The sequence below is a fragment of the Arthrobacter globiformis genome (genome assembly GCF_046536215.2).
Lineage (GTDB): Bacteria > Actinomycetota > Actinomycetes > Actinomycetales > Micrococcaceae > Arthrobacter > Arthrobacter globiformis_E.
The window spans coordinates 4,446,316-4,465,146 of sequence record NZ_CM143421.1 but is presented as its reverse complement, the minus strand read 5'-3'; the positions used below and the strand labels follow the sequence as shown (position 1 = coordinate 4,465,146).

15 protein-coding genes and 2 tRNA genes are annotated in these 18,831 nt (G+C 67.2%); 6 read left to right on the top strand and 11 right to left on the bottom strand.

Annotated features, from left to right (window positions below; all coding sequences use genetic code 11):
* Window positions 1-2 precede the first annotated feature (2 nt).
* The 5 genes from R5O87_RS20210 to R5O87_RS20190 all read right to left on the bottom strand — a co-directional run bounded on the left by R5O87_RS20210 (window position 3) and on the right by R5O87_RS20190 (window position 6,036).
* Window positions 3-968, bottom strand: coding sequence for an aldo/keto reductase (locus R5O87_RS20210; protein WP_410554859.1), 966 nt, complete (start codon window positions 966-968; stop codon window positions 3-5).
* Between the two features lie 118 nt (window positions 969-1,086).
* Window positions 1,087-2,796 carry a glycoside hydrolase family 13 protein gene (locus R5O87_RS20205; RefSeq protein WP_410554860.1) on the bottom strand — a complete coding sequence of 570 codons (1,710 nt, stop codon included), beginning with the start codon at window positions 2,794-2,796 and terminating at the stop codon, window positions 1,087-1,089.
* Window positions 2,797-2,849: 53 nt separating this feature from the next.
* Entirely contained in the window at window positions 2,850-3,767 is a 918-nt protein-coding gene (locus R5O87_RS20200) for a carbohydrate ABC transporter permease (RefSeq protein WP_410554861.1), read from the bottom strand.
* Window positions 3,767-4,723 (bottom strand): carbohydrate ABC transporter permease, encoded by a 957-nt coding sequence (locus R5O87_RS20195; RefSeq protein ID WP_410554862.1) that lies wholly within the window; start codon window positions 4,721-4,723, stop codon window positions 3,767-3,769. Before R5O87_RS20195 ends, R5O87_RS20200 begins: the two co-directional genes overlap by 1 nt.
* Window positions 4,724-4,746: 23 nt before the next feature.
* Complete coding sequence (locus R5O87_RS20190) at window positions 4,747-6,036, bottom strand: ABC transporter substrate-binding protein (RefSeq protein ID WP_410554863.1); 1,290 nt, start codon at window positions 6,034-6,036, stop codon at window positions 4,747-4,749.
* A 225-nt stretch (window positions 6,037-6,261) separates the two neighbouring features.
* Between R5O87_RS20190 and R5O87_RS20185 the strand changes: the two genes are divergently transcribed.
* Window positions 6,262-7,464 carry an ROK family transcriptional regulator gene (locus R5O87_RS20185; protein ID WP_410554864.1) on the top strand — a complete coding sequence of 401 codons (1,203 nt, stop codon included), beginning with the start codon at window positions 6,262-6,264 and terminating at the stop codon, window positions 7,462-7,464.
* Between the two features lie 91 nt (window positions 7,465-7,555).
* Here the strand turns inward: R5O87_RS20185 and R5O87_RS20180 are convergent, their stop codons facing one another.
* Window positions 7,556-8,215, bottom strand: coding sequence for an NAD(P)H-binding protein (locus tag R5O87_RS20180; RefSeq protein WP_410554865.1), 660 nt, complete (start codon window positions 8,213-8,215; stop codon window positions 7,556-7,558).
* 67 nt (window positions 8,216-8,282) lie between these two features.
* Window positions 8,283-8,846 (bottom strand): dihydrofolate reductase family protein, encoded by a 564-nt coding sequence (locus R5O87_RS20175; protein ID WP_410554866.1) that lies wholly within the window; start codon window positions 8,844-8,846, stop codon window positions 8,283-8,285.
* 222 nt (window positions 8,847-9,068) lie between these two features.
* Between R5O87_RS20175 and R5O87_RS20170 the strand changes: the two genes are divergently transcribed.
* Window positions 9,069-9,860: an HNH endonuclease family protein gene (locus tag R5O87_RS20170; RefSeq protein ID WP_410554867.1), complete on the top strand. Its 792-nt coding sequence runs from the start codon at window positions 9,069-9,071 to the stop codon at window positions 9,858-9,860.
* A 216-nt stretch (window positions 9,861-10,076) separates the two neighbouring features.
* Here the strand turns inward: R5O87_RS20170 and R5O87_RS20165 are convergent.
* The 4 genes from R5O87_RS20165 to R5O87_RS20150 form a co-directional block, all read right to left on the bottom strand.
* Window positions 10,077-10,150 (bottom strand) — tRNA-Met (locus R5O87_RS20165).
* A 61-nt stretch (window positions 10,151-10,211) separates the two neighbouring features.
* A tRNA-Thr gene (locus R5O87_RS20160) sits at window positions 10,212-10,283 on the bottom strand.
* Between the two features lie 296 nt (window positions 10,284-10,579).
* On the bottom strand, window positions 10,580-12,661 hold the full coding sequence (locus R5O87_RS20155; RefSeq protein WP_410554868.1) for a DEAD/DEAH box helicase: 2,082 nt from the start codon (window positions 12,659-12,661) through the stop codon (window positions 10,580-10,582).
* 505 nt (window positions 12,662-13,166) lie between these two features.
* A complete protein-coding gene (locus tag R5O87_RS20150; protein WP_410554869.1) occupies window positions 13,167-13,820 on the bottom strand; it encodes an MOSC domain-containing protein in 654 nt (217 codons plus the stop codon).
* 224 nt (window positions 13,821-14,044) lie between these two features.
* Here R5O87_RS20150 and R5O87_RS20145 point away from each other — a divergent pair, with 224 nt between their 5' ends.
* The 4 genes from R5O87_RS20145 to R5O87_RS20130 are packed head-to-tail and all read left to right on the top strand — an operon-like array spanning window position 14,045 to window position 18,823.
* Entirely contained in the window at window positions 14,045-14,821 is a 777-nt protein-coding gene (locus R5O87_RS20145) for a Tat pathway signal protein (RefSeq protein ID WP_410554870.1), read from the top strand.
* 2 nt (window positions 14,822-14,823) lie between these two features.
* Window positions 14,824-16,044, top strand: a complete 1,221-nt coding sequence (locus R5O87_RS20140) for a glutathionylspermidine synthase family protein (RefSeq protein ID WP_410554871.1) — start codon at window positions 14,824-14,826, stop codon at window positions 16,042-16,044.
* Entirely contained in the window at window positions 16,041-17,564 is a 1,524-nt protein-coding gene (locus tag R5O87_RS20135; protein ID WP_410554872.1) for an APC family permease, read from the top strand. Before R5O87_RS20140 ends, R5O87_RS20135 begins: the two co-directional genes overlap by 4 nt.
* 38 nt (window positions 17,565-17,602) lie before the next feature.
* On the top strand, window positions 17,603-18,823 hold the full coding sequence (locus tag R5O87_RS20130) for an acyl-CoA dehydrogenase family protein (protein ID WP_410554873.1): 1,221 nt from the start codon (window positions 17,603-17,605) through the stop codon (window positions 18,821-18,823).
* The last annotated feature ends 8 nt before the right edge of the window (window positions 18,824-18,831 follow it).

Sequence of the window (18,831 nt, the reverse complement as noted above, 5' to 3'; positions counted from 1 at the left end):
GTTTAAGGGATGTTGCTCCCCCGGGCCGTGACCCACAGCCGGTACCACTCGGCCCGGGTCATGGTCTCAGCGGCGCGGGCTGCCCCGGCGCAGGCACGGATCCGGTCCGGGTTGGCCGAACCGATGACCGGCGCGATCCCTGCCGGGTGCTTCATCAGCCACCCCAGCAGCACCGCTTCCACGGTGGTGTCCTTCTCCCGGGCCATCTCCGCCAGCAGCGCGGCCGTGGCACTCTCGGCCGGCGTGGGCCGCTCGGGCGGGTTGCCGGTGTAGTGGCCACGGGCCAGGGCGCCATAGGCCTGCAGGGTGATCCCCTGCCGGGCGCAGTACTCCAGCGTTCCGTGCGGAAAACTGTAGCTGCGGGCATCGGGATGGTTCACCAGCACCGTGCTCTCCAGCCAGTCCCGCTTGAGCAGGCTGAGCTCCAGCTGGTTGGCCACCACCGGTGTTTCCAGACTGTCCTGCAGGAACTCGATCTGCGCTGCGGACATGTTGGACACGCCCAGCGCCCGCACCTTGCCTTCCGCCATCAACTTCCCGACGGCGGCCGCCACCTCCGCGGGGTCCATCAGGGGATCCGGGCGGTGCAGCAGGAGGATGTCCACGTAGTCGGTGCGCAGCCGCTCGAGGCTGCCGTTCACCCGCTCCATGATGGCGTCCGAGCTCAGGTCGTAGTGCGTTTCCAGCCCCCGCTCGTTCAGCCGGATCCCGCACTTGGTCTGTAGCTGGATCCGTTCACGGAGGCCGCTGGTGCCGGCCAGGACCTCGCCAAAGACGGCCTCGGCCTTTCCGTGCCGGTAGATGTCAGCGTGGTCAAAGAGCGTGACGCCGATGTCCAGCGCCGCATCGATGGCCTCTGCCGCGGCCTCGACGTCGGTGATTTCGTGGGGTTCGGTGGACCAGTCCCCGCCCAGGCCCATGCAGCCGTAAAGCAGCCGGCCGTAGGGTGCTGCAGTCTGTTCAGTCATGGCATCACTCTTTCATTTGTTCCGGGCGCCGCACAGAGGCCGGCCCGGGCGTTTAACGAGCCGCTGGCGGCCCTTGGTCCAGTCGGACCAGGGGCCGCCAGCGGCAGGTAGTCAGCGGTCAGCGCAGCCAGGCTGTGGTGTTGGCCGGCAGCTTGCCGTCCTCCAGCGAGGCGCTGCTCACCAGTACGGTGCCCGCGGGAAGCTCGACGGCGGTGTCCCCGAAGTTGGTGACGGACTGCCAGCCGCCGGGGCGGCTGAAGTGCAGGACATCCGGGTTTCCGGTTTCAATCCATTCCAGCTCTTCGGCGGCCTGCAGCTCGCGGCGGAGCTTCAGCGCAGTGCGGTAGAGCTCCAGCGTGGAGCCCTGGGTGCCGTCCTGCGCCTCAACCGCGTACGTGCTGAACCACTCCGGCTGGGGCAGGTGTGCGCCGCCGTCGCCGAAACCGAAGGACGTGCCCTCCACCGACCACGGCAGCGGCACGCGGCAGCCGTCGCGGCCCACTTCCACTCCCCTGTTGCGGAAGAACGACGGGTCCTGGCGCTCGGACTCCGCGATGTCCGCCACTTCCTGCAGGCCCAGTTCCTCACCCTGGTAGAGGTACGCGGAGCCGGGCAGCGCGAACATGAGGAGGCTGGCGGCGCGGGCGCGGCGCTGGCCGAGCTCGACGTCGAGGTCCTCCTGGGGTCCGCCGGCCAGCAGCCAGGCCTTGCCGTCCTGGCCCTTGGCGTGCTTGCCCTTGGAGCCCTTGGGCAGGCCGTAGCGGGTGGCGTGCCGGACGACGTCGTGGTTGGAGAACACCCAGGTGGAGGAGGCGCCGGTGGCGGCCGCCTCGGCCAGGTTGCGGGTGATGATCTCGTGGAACTCCTCGGCGTCGAAGTCGGCCTGCAGGAGGTCGAAGTTGAACGCCTGGCCCAGGCCCTCGGGGCTGGCGTAGCGGGCACGGCGGGTGGCGTGCACCCAGGCCTCGGCGACGGCGGTGCGCGGCGGGTTGTACTCGTTGAAGACCTCGCGCCACTCGGCGTAGACCTCGTGCACCTCGTCGCGGTCCCAGAAAGGGTGGGACCCGTCGTCGAACCCGTCCGTGCCGGTGTTGGCGGCGCTCAGCTCCAGCTTGGAGAGCAGCGGCTCGGTGAGGTCCTTGGTGAGCGCGTGCGCCACGTCAACGCGGAAGCCGTCCACGCCGCGGTCCGACCAGAAGCGCAGGGTCTTGAGGAAGTCGTCGCGGATTTCCCGGTTGGCCCAGTTCAGGTCCGGCTGTTCCTTGGCGAAGATGTGCATGTACCACTGGCCGGGGGTGCCGTCCGGTTCGGTGATGCGCTCCCAGGCGGGGCCGCCGAAGACCGAGTCCCAGTCCGACGGCGGGAACTCGCCGTTGGGGCCCTTGCCGTCCCGGAAGATGTAGCGGTCCCGGGCCGGGGAACCCTTCGGGGATGCGAGCGCTTCCTTGAACCACTCGTGCCGGTCCGAGGAGTGGTTCGGGACGATGTCGGCGATCAGCTTGATGCCGGCGGCGTGCAGGGCGGCGGCCATCTCGTCGAAGTCCTCCAGCGTGCCGAGCTTCGGGTCCACGTTGCGGTAGTCGTCCACGTCGTAGCCGCCGTCAGCGAGCGCCGAGGGGTAGAACGGGCTGAGCCAGACGGCGTCGATTCCGAGCGTCTTCAGGTACGGGACCTTCGCCGTAATGCCCTTGATGTCTCCCAGTCCGTCGCCGTTCGAGTCGGAAAAGCTGCGGGGGTAGATCTGGTAGACGGACGCCTGGCGCCACCAGTTCGGATCGGCCAGACGGTCGGAATCGGAAAGGGTTGCCAGCGTGGCGGTGGTGGACAAGGGATGATCCTTTTCTTGTGGTTGGGGTTGTTGCTGGACTGGTTTTGATGGGTCTACTTGACGGCCCCGCGCATGACTCCGGACAGTACCCAACGCTGGGCCAGGATGTAAACCACCAGGGTGGGTGCCATGGCCATCAGGTAGGAGGCGAACGCGAGGCTGTAGTTGGTGTTGAACTCCCCCTGGAAGAGCATCTGCACCACGGGGAGGGTCTGCAGGGCGGGGTCGGCGATCATCATCTGCGGGAGCAGGAAGTCGTTCCAGGAGCCGAGGAAGGCGAAGATGCCCACGGTGGCGTTCATGGGGGCCAGCAGCGGGAAGATGATCTTGCGGAACACCTGCCAGGTGGTGGCGCCGTCGAGCCGGGCCGATTCCTCCAGCTCCACCGGAATGGAGCGGACGAAGGCGATGTAGAGCAGCGTGTTGAACGAGATGCCGCCCAGCACGTGCAGGAACACCACGCCGCCCGGGTTGTCCAGGCCGAGGAGTGCCGTCTGCTTGATCAGGGGCAGGATGATCACCGGGAACGGAATGAACATGGCCGAGAGCAGGTACACGAAGGAGCCGCGGAAGAATTTCCGGTTCCAGTTCCTGGCGATGGCATAGGCCACGAGCGAGCTGCAGGCCAGCGAACCGAGGACGCTGAGCACGGTGACGAACGCCGTCGACATGAACGCCCGCGGGAAGTTCGTTGCCACGTAGGCGGCGCCGAAGTTCTCCCAGTTCACCGGGCTGGGCCATTCCAGTCCCGTACCCGTACCGATCTGGTCCGGGGACTTCAGTGCCATGGCCACGGTGAAGTACAGCGGGAGCAGTACGGTCAGGGACGCCACCAGCATCAGAGCGGTGAGCCACCAGTTGATCTTGTAGCCTTCCCTGCCGGAGCGGCTTTTCCGGCGGAAAGGGTTGCCTGCACTGTTGGAAGTTCCGGCGCTGTTGGAAGGGCGGCGGGTCAGTGGAAAAGCTGTCATTAGAGTGAAACCCCCCGGCGCTGGATGAGGCGCAGCTGGATGACGGAGATCAGCAGGGTGATCAGGAAATAGATGACCGCGTTCGCCATCTGGTAGGAGTAGTCCCCGCCGGTGAAGCCGGAGAAGATGCGCATGGCCACGGACTGGGTGGCCATGCCGGGGCCGCCGCCGGTGAGGCCCACGATGATCTCGTACGTTCCCAGGAAGCCCTTGAAGCCGAGGATCACGTTGATGACGAGGTATCCGAGGATGAGCGGCAGGGTCAGGCTCAGGAACTGCCGGAAGCTGCCGGCGCCGTCGAGGTCTGCGGCCTCATACACCTCGGACGGGACGCTCTGCAGCCCGGCCAGGTAGATGATGGTGGCGCCGGGGGCCGCCTGCCACACCGTGACCAGCACGATGGCCAGCCAGGCGTAGTTCTCGTTGGCCAGGATGCTCGTGGCCAACGGCGTCACACCGAGGCTGTCCGCGATCACCGGCAGGGTGTTGGAGAACAGGTAGTTGAACACGAAGGACACCACCAGGGCCGAGAGCACCATGGGAATGAAGAACACGGTGCGGATGCCGGTGCGCCACTTGATCTTGGCGTTCAGGCCGAGGGCGATCGCGAGTGCCACGACGTTGACCACCACGGTGGTGGTCAGGGCGAACACGAACGTGAAGATGTAGGACTGCAGGATGGCCGGGTCTTTGAAGATGTTGACGTAATTGGACAGTCCGATGAACTTCCAGTCGCCGTAGCCGGCGTAGTTCGTCAGGCTGAAGAACACGCCCACGAGCGCCGGCAGCGTGATGAAGAAGGCGAACAGTGCCAGGACCGGCACCACCATCCAGTAGTAGGCGGGGTCGATCCTGTTCTTGGACCTGACGGTGTGCTGCGGCGATTTTGGGGACTTCGGGGGAACGGCCGGCGCGGCTGCCGGGGCTGCCGGCGCCGTCTCTGAGGTTGTGGTCATGGGGGCTCCTGAATTCGGGCGGGTCAGACCGCGGTGCGCTCGGCCACCCGGCGCCATTCGTCGTCGAGGGCGGAAAGGAACTGCTGGCTGTTTTTGCCGTACACGAAGGACTGGATGTAGTTGTACAGCGGGACCGACGGCGGGAAATAGGTGGTTGCCCCCTGGTAGTACCGCCCCTCCCGCACCGAGGCGGCGAGGCCGGTGATCTGGGGATCCTCGACGGCGGGGGCCTGCTTGAGCGGCGAGAACGCCGCGTTCTTTTCGTTGTAGGCGTTCACCACGGAGGGGTCCAGCAGGTAGCTGACGAACCGGCGTGCCGCGGCCATGTTGGGCGTGTTGCGGGTGATGGACAGGGCCATGTCCACATTGACCCGGGCTTTTGTGTCGGCCGGGTTGTTCGTGACGGGCAGCGGGAAGCTGCCGAGCCTGGCGTCCTTGTTGGCGGCCACCAGTTGGGACAGCGCCCACGGGCCCTGCAGGTACATGGCTGCCTGGCCCTTGGCGAACGCGGCGTTGCCGTCAGCGTAGTTCTTGCTCGTGGCGCCTTTCTGCGAGAAGGCTGCCAGCTCGAGCATTTTGGGCAGGACCGGGCCGAAGTTGTTGGTGAACGACTCTTTGGCGTCTTCGGTGATGGCTGCACCCTTGGCGGTGAGCTTCGCGAAGAAGTCGGCGACGTCCAGCGACCCGCCAGCGAGGTAGTCGAACATTCCCTGGCCGAGGGTCCAGCTGTCCTTGAAGGTGCCGTAGATGGGGGTGATGCCGGCGGCCCTGAACTTCTCGCAGGCGGCGGTGAACTCATCCCACGTGGCGGGGACGGACACGCCCTGCGCTTCGAAGATATCGCGGTTGTAGATGACTCCGGCGGCTGCCAGGGAGAACGGGAGGGCGCTGGTCTCGTGCCCGTTGTACTGTCCCCACGAGCTGACCAGGTCCTGGACCTTGGGGTCGATAGTGGCTGCGGCTGGATGGTCTGAAAGGTCCGCGAACACGCCCTTGCGGACGAAGTCGGCGGTGGCCTGCGCGAAGCCGCGGGTCACGACGTCGGGCGGATCGTTGCGGACCAGGCCGGGAACGAAGTTGCCCTCGTTGAAATCCTGGATGACGCGGATGTCCGGGTTGAGTGCCTCGAAGTCCTTGATGACCTGGTTGAAGTAGGCCACTACTTCGGGCTTGTTCTGCATGAAGCGCAGGGTGGTGACGCCGTGCTGGCTGCTGGGGACGGAAGCGCAGCCTGCCAGCGGGAGGACGGCTGCCGCGCCGGCGAGCCCGGCGGCTTTGAACAGCGCTCGGCGGCTGAGCGGAGTGGCGTTCACAGGGCGGAGGCCGGGGCGGCGTGCTGGCTGGTGGCGAGGGGTTTTGGATTCCGGAGTTGGTGCTTCGAAGGGCTGTTCACAGTTGCTCCTTTGCAAAAGGGCTGAGGAAAAAGCTGGAAGGAGTCCCGTGGCCGGCGGCCGTCCGGCCCACGTGGCTAGTTTATTTTGAATCTAAATTTAGTTCCTCAAGTATTATGTGGGGCAGAGCACAAGGAGGTCAACACCATGTCCGAGATGACGGCGGCCACACCCCAACTGCTGCGCCGGGTGAGCGCCGGAGCTGTCCTGGATTTCATGCGCGCCTCGGGGGCGGTAACGGTTACCGAGGTCATCCAGGCCACCGGCCTGACCCGTGCCACGGCCATCTCCGTGTGCGAGGACCTCATGCAGCGCGGATGGATCACCGAGCTGGAGAACCAGCGCGCCTTTGGCGGTTACCAGAAGGGACGCCCCGCCCGGCGGTTCGAACTCAACGAGCGCGCAGGCTACGTCCTGGGAATGGACGTGGGCTTCTCGAAGGCGACGGTGGTGGTGTCCGATCTTCGCGGCAAGGCGCTGGGACGGTCCAGCCAGCCGTTCGAGATTGAGGACATGTCCGCGGAGGAACGGGTGGGGGTTATTGACCGGGCCGCCACCATGGCGCTGCATAGCGTGGGGGCCTCCCCCGACTCGGTGCTGGCCGTGTGCGCCGGCATCGCCGCACCGGTGGACCGGAACGGCAACATCCTGGCCGCCCAGCACTTCTGGGGGCTGTTCGACGTCGGACTCAAGTCCGCGCTGAATGAGCTGCGCGGATGGACCGTGCTGCTGGAGAACGACGCCAACCTCGCCGCCCTCGGCGACCGGTGGCGGGGCGCGGCAGAAGGTGTGGACGACGTCGTCGTGATCCTGGCGAGTGAGCGGTTCGGTTCCGGCGTCATCGAGGACGGCCGTCTACTGCACGGCAGCGGGGGCGGCGCGGGCGAGCTCGCGTACCTGGACCTGGTGGAGGGCGTGGGCGACACCTACGGCATCGCGTCGCTGGCGCGGGTCTGGGCGGCGGAGGCGCTGGCGGGCACCGCGAAGACGTCCCTCCGCGACCACGCAGCCACGGGGGCCGAGGCGGAGCACGTCTTTGCCGCTGCCGCCGCGGGTGATGCGGAGGCGCTGAAGATCCTCGACCGGCTGGCCGACAGGATGGCCCGGGTGATCGGCTCGGTGGCCACCATGATCAACCCCGAGCTCGTGGTGATCGGCGGGGCGGTGGCCAACTCCGCGGGGGTCCTGCTCGGCCCCATTGCTGCCCGGCTGCCGGAATTCACAGCTACGCCGCCGCGGGTGGCGGTCTCGCCGCTGGGCGATTCGATCGTCACCGTGGGCGCCGTCCGCCGGGCCCTGGACTACGTGGAGACGAACACCCTGGACCTGGAACTCAACGTCCCGGCCTGACCCGCCCCCGGGTTCAAGCGCGAACGTACACTTGGGGCCCCAAAACCATCGGGATTTGGGGGCCCCAAGTGTACGTTCGCGCCTGTTTGGGCTACTGCAGGGCGGCCAGCGCGGCGGCCACCGGCTGGGTGCCGTCGCGGAATTCGATGGTCCGGCCGGCGGTTCCCGGCAGGTCCAGCACGGCCGCGGCGACGATCGCCACGTTGGCGCGCGAGGTCTGCGTGCCGGTGCTGGCATCTTCGGGATTCACGTCGATAAGCCCGTTCCCCGGACCCGCGGTCAGCGTCCCGGGACCCAGGACGGTCCATTCGAGCTGGGTGCCGCGGAGGTATTCGTCGGCGGCGGCCTTGGCTTCGGCATAGGCGCGGAAGCTGTGCCCTTCGGGAACCCCGTGGTCCGGCCCGGCACCAAAGTAGGACACCATCACATAACGCCCGACGCCGGCCTCCGCGGCCGCGTCCATGGAACGGATCGCGGCATCCCGGTCCACCGCATACGTGCGGGCGGGGTTCCCTCCCCCGGCACCTGCTGACCAGACCACGGCGTCGTGGTTCCGGAGCCCGGCGGCGATCTCCGCCGTCGTCGAGTTTTCAACGTCAAGGACCGACGGCGATGCACCGGTGGCGGCGACGTCCGCCGCATGGTCCGGGTTGCGGATGAAGGACGTGACGCTGTGGCCCTGTTCCGTGAGGAGGGCGGACAGTTGCAGGGCCACCTTGCCGTGGCCGCCGATGATTGCGATACGGGTCATGCCCCCATTGTGTCGCAGGCGCTGCGCCCGCCGCAGGCCGGCGCCGCCGTCGGGTCATTCCGTCGGGTCATTCCGTCCGGTTGGCGTAGCGGAGGAAAACCGTGCCGTTGCCGAACCGTCGCACCTCGAGCAGCTCCAGCCGCAGCCGGACGTCGGCCGGGAGGAAGGTCTTGCCGCCACCCACCGCCACGGGCGAGAGGAACATCTGGAACTCGTCCACCAGGCCCGCCCGGATGGCCTCCCCGGCGATTTCCGCGCCGCCGATCGCCAGATCCCGGCTGGCACCGGCCTTGAGCCGCCCGACGGCGTCCGCGCTGAATTCCCGCTCGATCCGGGTCCGGGCGGTGGTCACGTCCTGCAGTGAGCGGGAGAAGACCACCTTGTCCGCTGCCTTCCAGAGGTCCGCGAAGTCCTGGATGTAGCCGGGTATCTCGCCGAAGTCCTCCGGATGGTCCCAGACTGCCATCACCTCGTACATCCGGCGTCCCAGCAGGTGCGTTCCCGCCGGCCGCATCAGCTCGTTGACGAAGGAATGCACTTCGGCGTCCGGCTCGGCCCAGTCGAAGTTGCCGTCCCGGTCCGCGATGTAACCGTCAAGGGACATGAGTCCCAGGTAGATCAGTCTGGCCATGCCGGCTCCTGTTGTCCGCCTGCCTGTGTGCCTTGCCTGTGCAGTCCGACCCTAGGTTCAAGCCGCCCGGATGGCAACGGTTGCGCCGGTTTCGGGGCATCCGCAGCGTTCCCACAGGATTGCATCAAGACCTCATCAAGGTTCCGGTTCTCCCCTATGCCGACTGACATGCTGGTTGACGCATCAAGCAATTCGTACCGTTTCAGGAATGATGGGGGAAGGATGCCGCTAGGCACGTTCAATCACACAGGCCCGCACGCCGGGCCGTCCAAGCAGGCAGTCCAGGTCAAGCAGGCGGGCAGGGTCACACAGGGACGACGCCGGGTGGCTGCCTTCGCTGCGGCCGTCACGTCCGGCCCCTGGGTCCGTTCGCTGTCCGCTGCCGCCGTGGCGGGCGGCCTGCTGCTTACCGGGCTTGCAGTGCCCGCCGGGGCCGCCAGCTACTATTCGGCGCCGCTGCGCACCGCCGCACGTTCACTCGCGGTGGCCGCGGAGAACAACGCGGGCTACGACCGGACCCGCTACTTCGGCAACTGGCTGGATACCAACCGGGACTGCCAGAACACGCGGGCCGAGGTCCTGCTCCAGGAGGCAAAGGCCGCGGCGACGTTCACCACTGCCCGGCACTGCAACGTGCGTACCGGACGCTGGGTCACCCGGTGGGACAACCGGACATACACGCTGGCGTCGGCCGTGGAGATCGACCACACCGTCCCCGTCCACGAGGCCTGGGGCTCCGGTGCCCGTTATTGGTCGCAGGCGCGGCGGGTGGCGTTCTACAACGACCTCGGCGATCCACGCTCCCTGAACGCGCAGACGGCGGCGCTGAACTCCGCCAAGCAGGCCAAGGGCCCGGAAGCGTGGATGCCGCCGGCGAACCGGTGCGAGTACATCGGCAACTGGATCGCGGTGAAGATCCGCTGGGGCCTGAAGGTGGACAGCGCCGAGAAGGCGGCCCTGATCCGGTACTCGGACGCCTGCCCGAACGTGCGCATCAGCGTCACCCGGGCCTAGGCCCCCGGACCGCGGAACCCGTCCGCGACGGAAGCAGTCCAAAGATGGGGCATCTTTGACACGGGACGCGCCGGCCGCCGTCGTTATTTACGACGCCGACTCCCCCAAAGTGCCCCACGACGGCTTGGCCGTCACTGGGCTGGGTGCCACTGGCCAAATACATTGGCACAAACAAAAGCAGGCCAGGGGCTGAATGCCTCTGGCCTGCAGATTCTGTAGCGGTGGGGAGGCTCGATCTCCCGACCTCACGATTATGAGTCGTGCGCTCTAACCAACTGAGCTACACCGCCACGAATGAGAAAAACCTGTGTCAAGCCGGTCAAGACCGCCTTGACACAGGCCCTCATTCCGAGCCCCCCACCGGAATCGATCCGGTGACCTCGTTCTTACCAAGAACGCGCTCTACCACTGAGCTAGGGGGGCAACGAGTAAATACTCTACCGGAAGATTTCGCACTCAACAAATCGGCGGCGGAATGGGGTTCCTTGGGCCGAAAAAGCCCGGAAATCCGGGCCTGGAGCGGCCTTTTGGCCCTGCTTGGAAGCCCTTCCCGGGCCTTTCGGGACACAGATGTGACGAAGCGTACATCCGGGCCGAGGTCCCGGCTTTAATGGGACAGCTTTAAACAGCAACAGGCCGGCTGATCGGCCGGCCTGTTGCTATTCGGATGCGGAATTCACCGCTGCGTCATTCGTGGTGCGAATTGCCGCGAGGGGTGGTTACCACTTGCCCTTGCGGTTGAAGTCGCGGTGGCCGCCCTCGCTGCCGTGGCGCGGCTTGCGTGCGCCGTTGCCGTGGCCGCCGAAGCGGGAGTCGCTCGACTGGCCGCGGTCGCCCGAGCCGACGCCGCGCTCCGCACGGTCGCTGTACGCACGGCCTCCGCGGTCAGCGGAGGAACGCTCGCCGTCGTTCTTGCGGAACTCCTTCTTGAAGCCGCCGCTGCCCTTGAAGTTGCCGCCACGGCCGCCCTGGTAGCCACCGCGGTCGCCACGGTCACCGCGGTCACCGCGGTCACCCGGGCGGCGTCCGGTGTCCAGTTCGAGGTGGATCAGCTCGCCGCCGATCCGCGTGCGGGACAGGGCGCGCAGCTGGTCCTGGCTGAGGTCAGCCGGCAGCTCCACCAGCGAGTGGTCCGAGCGGATGTCGATGCCGCCGATCTGCGACGACGAGATGCCGCCTTCGTTGGCGATGGCGCCCACGATGGAACCCGGCATGACGCGCTGGCGGCGTCCGACGGCGATGCGGTAGGTCGCGTTGCCTTCGGTCAGCGGGCGGGTCGGGCCACGGGAACCGAAGCCGTCCTTGCCGCGCTCGCGCTTCTGGAATTCAGGAGCAGCCGGCAGTTCCTTGACGAGGAGCGGCTGGCCGCCCTGGGCCATGACTGCCAGTGCCGCGGCGATTTCTGCCGCCGGCACCTTGTGCTCTTCCTCGTAGGAGGCGATGAGGTCGCGGAACATGGCCACGTCCTCGGACTCCAGGGTCTCGGTGATCCGCTCGGCGAACTTGCCCAGGCGCAGCGAGTTGACCGTCTCGGCGGTGGGCAGGTGCATCTGCTCCACCGACTGGCGGGTTGCCTTCTCGATGGCGCGCAGCAGGTACTTCTCCCGCGGCGTCATGAACAGGATGGCGTCGCCGGCGCGGCCTGCACGGCCGGTGCGGCCGATGCGGTGCACGTAGGACTCGGTGTCATGCGGGATGTCGTAGTTGACCACGTGGCTGATGCGCTCGACGTCGAGGCCGCGGGCGGCGACGTCGGTTGCGACCAGAATGTCGATCCGGCCTTCCTTCAGCGCGTCAACAGTGCGTTCACGCTGCTGCTGCGGGATGTCGCCGTTGATGGCGGCAGCCTGGAAGCCGCGGGACTTCAACTTGTCGGCGAGGTCCTCGGTGGCCATCTTGGTGCGCACGAAGGCGATGACGCCGTCGAACTCTTCAACCTCGAGGATGCGGGTCATCGCGTCGAGCTTGTGCGGGCCCATGACCTGCAGGTACCGCTGGCGGATGTTGGTGCCCGTGGAGGTCTTGGACTTCACGGAGATCTCGGCGGGGTTGTTCAGGTACTGCTTGGACATCCGGCGGATCTGGCCCGGCATGGTGGCGGAGAAGAGCGCCACCTGGCGGGATTCCGGGGTCTGCTGGAAGATCTGCTCGACGTCTTCCGCGAAGCCCATGCGCAGCATTTCGTCGGCCTCGTCCAGCACGAGGTACTGCAGTTCGGAGAGGTCCAGGGAGCCCTTGGCGATGTGGTCGATCACGCGGCCCGGGGTGCCCACAACAACCTGGGCACCGCGGCGCAGACCGGCCAGCTGGGGGCCGTAGGCGGAGCCGCCGTAGACGGGGAGGACAGTGAAGTCCTCCATGTGCTTGGCGTAGGAGGTGAAGGCCTCGGCAACCTGGAGCGCCAGCTCGCGGGTCGGGGCGAGAACCAGGGCCTGCGTCTTGCGGGACGGGCCGTTGAGATCGTGGAGCTCGGCCAGCCGGGACAGTGCCGGTACTGCGAATGCTGCAGTCTTACCGGTACCGGTCTGGGCCAGGCCTACTACGTCGCGGCCTTCGAGCAGCAGCGGAATGGTGGCTGCCTGGATGGGCGAGGGCTTTTCGTAGCCGACGTCCTGCAGGGCGGCGAGGACCCGGCCGTCGAGGCCCAGGTCGGTGAAGCGGACGCCTTCTTCTTCCGGCTCGGCTGCAGCGGGTGCTGCCGCCTCGGCGGGCTCGGCTGCGGGGACGGCAGCCTCGGTGAATTCGATGTTGGCGGTTTCGGCGGTCGCCGTCTCGGTGGCGTCGTCGTGATTTTCGGGCATAGGGAAATGTTCCTCATCCATAGGGGGCCAGGCGGCACAACCCGAGGTGAGCGGAGCCGCAGTACATGTGCCGTGGGCGCCGGGCATTCATTGACCGGCCGGTCACGTCGAAGTCCGGCGCTTTCGCGATCCCATGGCAGGACTTCGCACTGCATCTCTTGGCTGCTATCCCAGCAGTCTGTACAGCGTTTTCTTCAGCCGGCTCTCCCTATGAAACTGCCCGCATCACATTTGCGGGCCCCAACACTTGCCAGTCCTGCCTCAAAAATTGGGCAGGAATAAGGGATTTCCGGAGTGGGGGATGTTTCAAGTGTAGGGCATGACACCGCATGCCGACGAACCGGGGGCCCGGCGGGGGCGGTGAGCTTGCGCACACGCGGCATTTCTGCACCGGTTCAGCGGCCCGGAAGTCCTGCGGCCGCGCCGTCCCGGGGACGCACCCACGGCGGGCCGCCGAAAGTGGTGCAGAAATGCGGCGAGGAGGCGAAGTCCTAGCTTCGGAGTCCTAGCCGCCGACCCGGCGGAGCATCTTCTCGAACCGCTCGTGGTACTCGGCCTGCAGCCTGATTTCACCGTCGGCCTCGGCGTCGCGCAGGGCCTCGATGGCGTCGACGTCGGGCTCGCTGAACCAGCGGCCGATCGTCACTCCATGCTTCGGCACGAAGAGGCGGTGGATGTGGTCGCCGGCCTGCACGGAGCCCGTCTTGATAACGCGCAGATACGCGCCCACCCTTCCGGCCTCTGTGAAGCGCTTGACCCACTGGGTCTCGTCCATGCGCCGCTGGAACGTCGCACACGGAACACGCGGCGAGGTGACCTCGACTTCAACATCCAGCCCGATCCGCCAGCGTTCGCCGATGACCGCGCCCGTGGTTTCGATCCCGGCAACGCGCAGGTTCTCGCCGAAGATCCCCGGCGGCAGTTCGCGCTGCAGTTCCCCGATCCAGTAGTCGGCGTCGGCCTGGGAATAGGCGTAGAGCGCCTGGTCCTCTCCCCCGTGATGGATACGGCTGGCCTGGACGTCACCGTGCAAACCGAGCTTGTGCACCTTCACCGGCCCGTCCACCGGGCGTTTGTCGATCGCGGTGACGCCCACGCTTCCCTCATCCGGAAGGAGCTGATGGACCCGGCAAACGGCGAGAACAGTGGCTGTGTGCATGGCACCAGTCTAGGTTCTCGGCCTGACCAGCGCTTTTGAAGTTTCCGGCGGGACGGCTGGGCGTGGAAATTTGTTCACCGCAGCACCCTCCAGCCACTAGGCTTGCTGCAGTATTTACCGGCTGGACCGGACAGCCGTACCGCCGGCCGCAGCCACGCGGTCCGGCCACCAACAGCACCGCCAACAGCACCGCAGCCAAAGAGCATGGAGCAGCAGGGGGAACCATGGACCCGGAGAAGGACCCGAGCAAGGACGCTGACGGGGCCCGGAACGACGGCGTGGCCGGCGGAACCGGCGGCAGGTCCGGTGACGACGCCTCCCGCGGTCCGGCCAAGCCGCCGCCCTGGCAGGTGCCCAAGCCAGAGCTTCACCCCGAGCTGCTGATTCCCGGAACGCCTGGACAGGAAAGCCCCGGACAGGAAAGCCCCGGACAGGAAAGCCCGGGACGGGAAGGTCCCGGACAGTCGGGCACCGGAAGACGAGGCAAGGGGAAACCGGGCAACGGAATCCCGGGCGCGGCCACCCCGCCGGTAGGCACCCAGAACCAAACCGGCTTCCCCCAGCCCAGCCCCGTCTTCGACCCCTTCGCCCGTGACCGCGAGCGCGATGCGGCAGCGCGGAAGAAGCGGTCGCAGCGCCGCACGGTAGTGGTGGGCCTCGGCGTCACGGCCCTTCTGGCGGGCACCATCACCGCGATCGTGGCCAGCAACGAGCAGGACCCGGACTACGCCCAGGTGTGCTTCAACGAAGAGACGGGTGAACGCGTAGAAGACACCCAGTGCAACAGCTCGGCCGGCCGCGGCGGTGCCCTGTATGCCTGGTACTTCTACGCCCGCGGGGCCAGTGTTCCGGGCATCGGCCAGAACAGGACGGCCTATCCGAACTTCACCCGGACGGTGCCGCAGGGGGCCAAGACGTCCACGGGCTACAGCTCCAAGGGCGGCACGGTCAGCAGGGGCGGCTTCGGCAGCAGCTCCAAGGGCGGAAGCACGGGAGGCTAGGCATGAAACGGTTGTTCTCGGAGACCCGGCCCGACTGGAAGCAGAAGATCGAGGAGCAGGGCCTGGTGTTCTCGACCACCACCCTGCCCGGGGGAAAGAAGATCGAGTACTGGAACGAGTCGGCCTACTACGAATTCACCATGGACGAGGTGGAGGCGCTGGAGGTCACCGCCGAGGACATGCACAGGATGTGCCTGGAGGCCGCGAAGTTCCTGGCCACCGGCGCCATGGGACCCATCGGCATCGGGCCGCAGGCGCTGGAACTGGCCGCCGAATCGCTGCAGGCCGGGGACCAGGACATCTACGGCCGCTTCGACTTCATCTATGACGGCCAGGGCGGCGCCGCCAAGATGCTCGAGTACAACGCGGACACGCCCACCGGCCTGATCGAGGCGGCCGTGGCCCAGTGGTTCTGGCTGCAGGACGTCTTCCCGGAGAAGGACCAGTGGAACGGCATCCACGAGGCCCTCATCCGGCAGTGGAAGAAGCTGCAGTACCGCACGGGCATGAGCACGCTGCACGTGGCCCACTCCGAGGCCGAGGAGTCGGGTGAGGACTGGATGACGGCGGCCTACATGCGGGACGTCGCCAGCCAGGCCGGATGGACCACCATCGGGATCAACATGTCGGACATCGGCTGGGACCCGAACCTGAACCGCTTCGTGGACATGGACAACTTCATGATCAGCACCATCTTCAAGCTCTATCCCTGGGAGCTGATGATGAAGGAGCCGTTCGGCCACCGCCTGCTGCAGCGCTCGCACAATCCCCGCTGGGTGGAGCCGGCCTGGAAAATGCTGCTCTCCAACAAGGCGCTCCTGGCCGCCCTGTGGCACCTCTACCCGGACCATCCGAACCTGCTGCCCGCCTACCTCAACGATCCGGGTCCGCTCCGGGAGTGGGTGGCCAAGCCGCTGCATGGCCGCGAGGGCGACAACATCAGGATCCATGCGGAGGGCATCAGCCTGGAGAAGCCGGGCGGATACGGCCGCGAGGGCTGGTGCTACCAGCAGTACCATTCGCTCCCCGACTTCGACGGCAACCATCCGGTCCTGGGCCTGTGGGTGGTGGACGGCGAATCGGTGGGCTGCGGCATCCGCGAGTCCGACGGGCCCGTCACCGACTACTTCTGCCGCTTCGTCCCGAACACCATTGACGCGCCGGCGCCGCTGAGCGTCCAGGCGGCACAGGCCACCGCGAACAAGGCAGGTATAGCGCTATGAGAACAGGAACGACGACGGCGGGCGGCGGCGCCGGGGGCCACCCCGGCGGTGCCGTCCCCGGCAAGGGGCTCCGCGCCGGGATCCTTGACCTCGGCGACTCCGTGATGCTGGGCCTGGCCTCCACAGCGCCGGTGTACTCGCTGGCCGCGACGCTGGGCCTGATCGTGGCCGTCAACGGCGACTACACCCCGCTGATCCTGGTCCTGGGCTTCATTCCCGTCCTGTTCATCGCCTACGCCTTCCGCGAGCTCAACAGTGCGATGCCGGACTGCGGCACCACGTTCATCTGGGCCCGCCGGGCTTTCGGCCCGTGGGCGGGATGGCTGGGCGGCTGGGGCGTGGCCTTGGCCGGCGTCGTGGTCCTGGCCAATCTGGCCCAGGTGGCTGGCCAGTACCTCTGGCTCCTCATCGGCGACGGGTCCCTGGCGGGGAACAAGCCGGTGGTGACCGCCACCGGCGTCGTTTTCATCGCCTTCATGACCCTCGTGAACTACCGCGGGATCCGGCTGGGCGAGCACGTCCAGCGGACCCTGACGTACATCCAGTACATCTCGCTCGGCATTTTCGCCGTGGCGATCATTGCCAGGATCGCGGGCCTGACGGGAGAGCCGCCGGCGGGCCAGCCGTTCGACGTCGAGTGGTTCAACCCGGCCGTGGCGTTCGCCGATCCCGGCGCGGTGGTGCACGGCATCCTCCTGGCCCTGTTCATCTACTGGGGCTGGGACACCTGCCTGGCCGTAAACGAGGAGACGGAGAACCCGGCTACCACCCCTGGCCGCGGGGCCGTGATCTCGGCGTTCGTGCTGGTGGCCATCTACGTCTCGGTGGCGCTGCTGGTGATGATGTACGCGTCCGTGGGGACGGAGGGAATCGGTCTGGCCAACGCCGACAACCAGGACGACGTGTTCCTGGCAATGAAGGACGTGGTGCTGGGTCAGTGGGGCTGGCTGATCGTGGTGGCGGTGCTGGCATCCGTACTGTCCTCCACCCAGACGACCATTCTGCCCACCGCCCGCGGCACCCTGTCCATGGGCGTGCACCGGGCCCTGCCGCCGAAGTTCGGAGAGGTCCACGAGCGGAACCAGACCCCGGGGTTCTCCACCCAGGTGATGGGCGCGGCGGCCATCGTGTACTACGTGGCCATGAGCTTCCTCAGCGAGAACCTGCTGTCCGATTCCATCAGCTCCATCAGCCTGTTCATCGCCTTCTACTACGCCCTCACCGGCTTTGCCTGCGCCTGGTACTTCCGGGGTACCCTGCGCGAATCAGCCCGCAGCCTGTGGTTCCGCGGAATCCTCCCGCTGCTCGGGGCGCTGCTGCTGACCGCAGCGTTCTTTATCTCAGCCGCGCAGATGTGGGACCCGGCCTACGGGAACACGCAGATCCTCGGCGTCGGCGGGGCCTTTGTCAGCGGCGTGGTGCTCCTGGCCCTGGGCGTGGTGCTGGCGGCAGTCTGCCGGTTCCTGCCGTCGACCCGGGAGTACTTCGTGGCCGGGACGCGGGTTTCCCCGGGCGGGTAACCCGATGTACGGCGGCGTGGGACACATAGGATGCTGCAATGAGCAATGACGCCTTTGATCCTGTGGAAGCTTCGGCCGAGTACGGTCTCCAGGACCCTTCGGATGTCCTGGCCCTGGATTCCCTGCTGACCCCCGATGAGCTGGCCCTGCGGCAGCGGATCCGTGACTTCACCGACCAGCAGATCCGCCCAGACATCGCCGAATGGTACGAAGAGGGCGTCTTCCCCCTGCACCTGCCCGCGCAGCTGGGCGAGCTCGGCGTCCTCGGCATGCACCTGGAGGGCTACGGCTGCCCCGGCCGGTCCGCCGTCGAATATGGCCTGGCCGCCATGGAGCTGGAGGCCGGCGATTCCGGAATCCGCACGTTCGTCTCCGTCCAGGGGTCACTGGCGATGAGTGCCATCCACAAGTGGGGCTCGGAGGACCAGAAGGAGGAGTGGCTCCCCCGGATGGCCGCCGGCGAGGTGATCGGCTGCTTCGCGCTGACCGAGCCGACGGCGGGCTCGGACCCATCGTCGATGACCACCACAGCGCGGCGGGACGGCAGCGGAGAGGACGCCGGCTGGATCCTGGACGGCGCTAAGCGCTGGATCGGGCTCGCCTCCGTGGCCGACGTGATGGTGGTCTGGGCAAGGACCGAAGACGGCGTCCGCGGCTTCCTCGTGCCCGCCGGCACGGCGGGCATCACCGCCACCCCGATCGGGCGGAAACTGTCCATGCGCGCCTCCATCCAGTGCGATGTGACGTTCGACGGCGTCCGGCTGGGTCCGGAGGCACTGCTGCCGGGTGCCCGGGGACTGAGCGGCCCCTTCAGCTGCCTCAATGAGGCGCGGTACGGCATCGCCTGGGGCGCCATGGGCGCGGCCCGTGACTCCTATGAGGCCGCGCTGCGGTATTCGATGGACCGCCTGCAGTTCGGCAAGCCGCTGGCCGGGTACCAGCTGACACAGGAGAAGCTCGTCAACATGCTGCTCGAGGTCCAGAAGGGCACCATGCTCGCCCTGCACCTGGGCCGGCTCAAGGACTCCGGCCGGCTTCGGCCGGAGCAGATCTCGCTTGCCAAGCTGAACAACGTCCGCGAGGCCATCAAGGTGGCGCGGGAAGCCCGGACCATCCTGGGCGGCAACGGCATCACGCTCGACTACTCTCCCCTGCGGCACGCTGCCAACCTCGAGTCCGTGCGCACCTACGAAGGGACGGACGAGGTGCACACCCTGATCCTCGGCCAGCACATCACCGGCCTGCAGGCGTTCCGCTGACCTGCGAC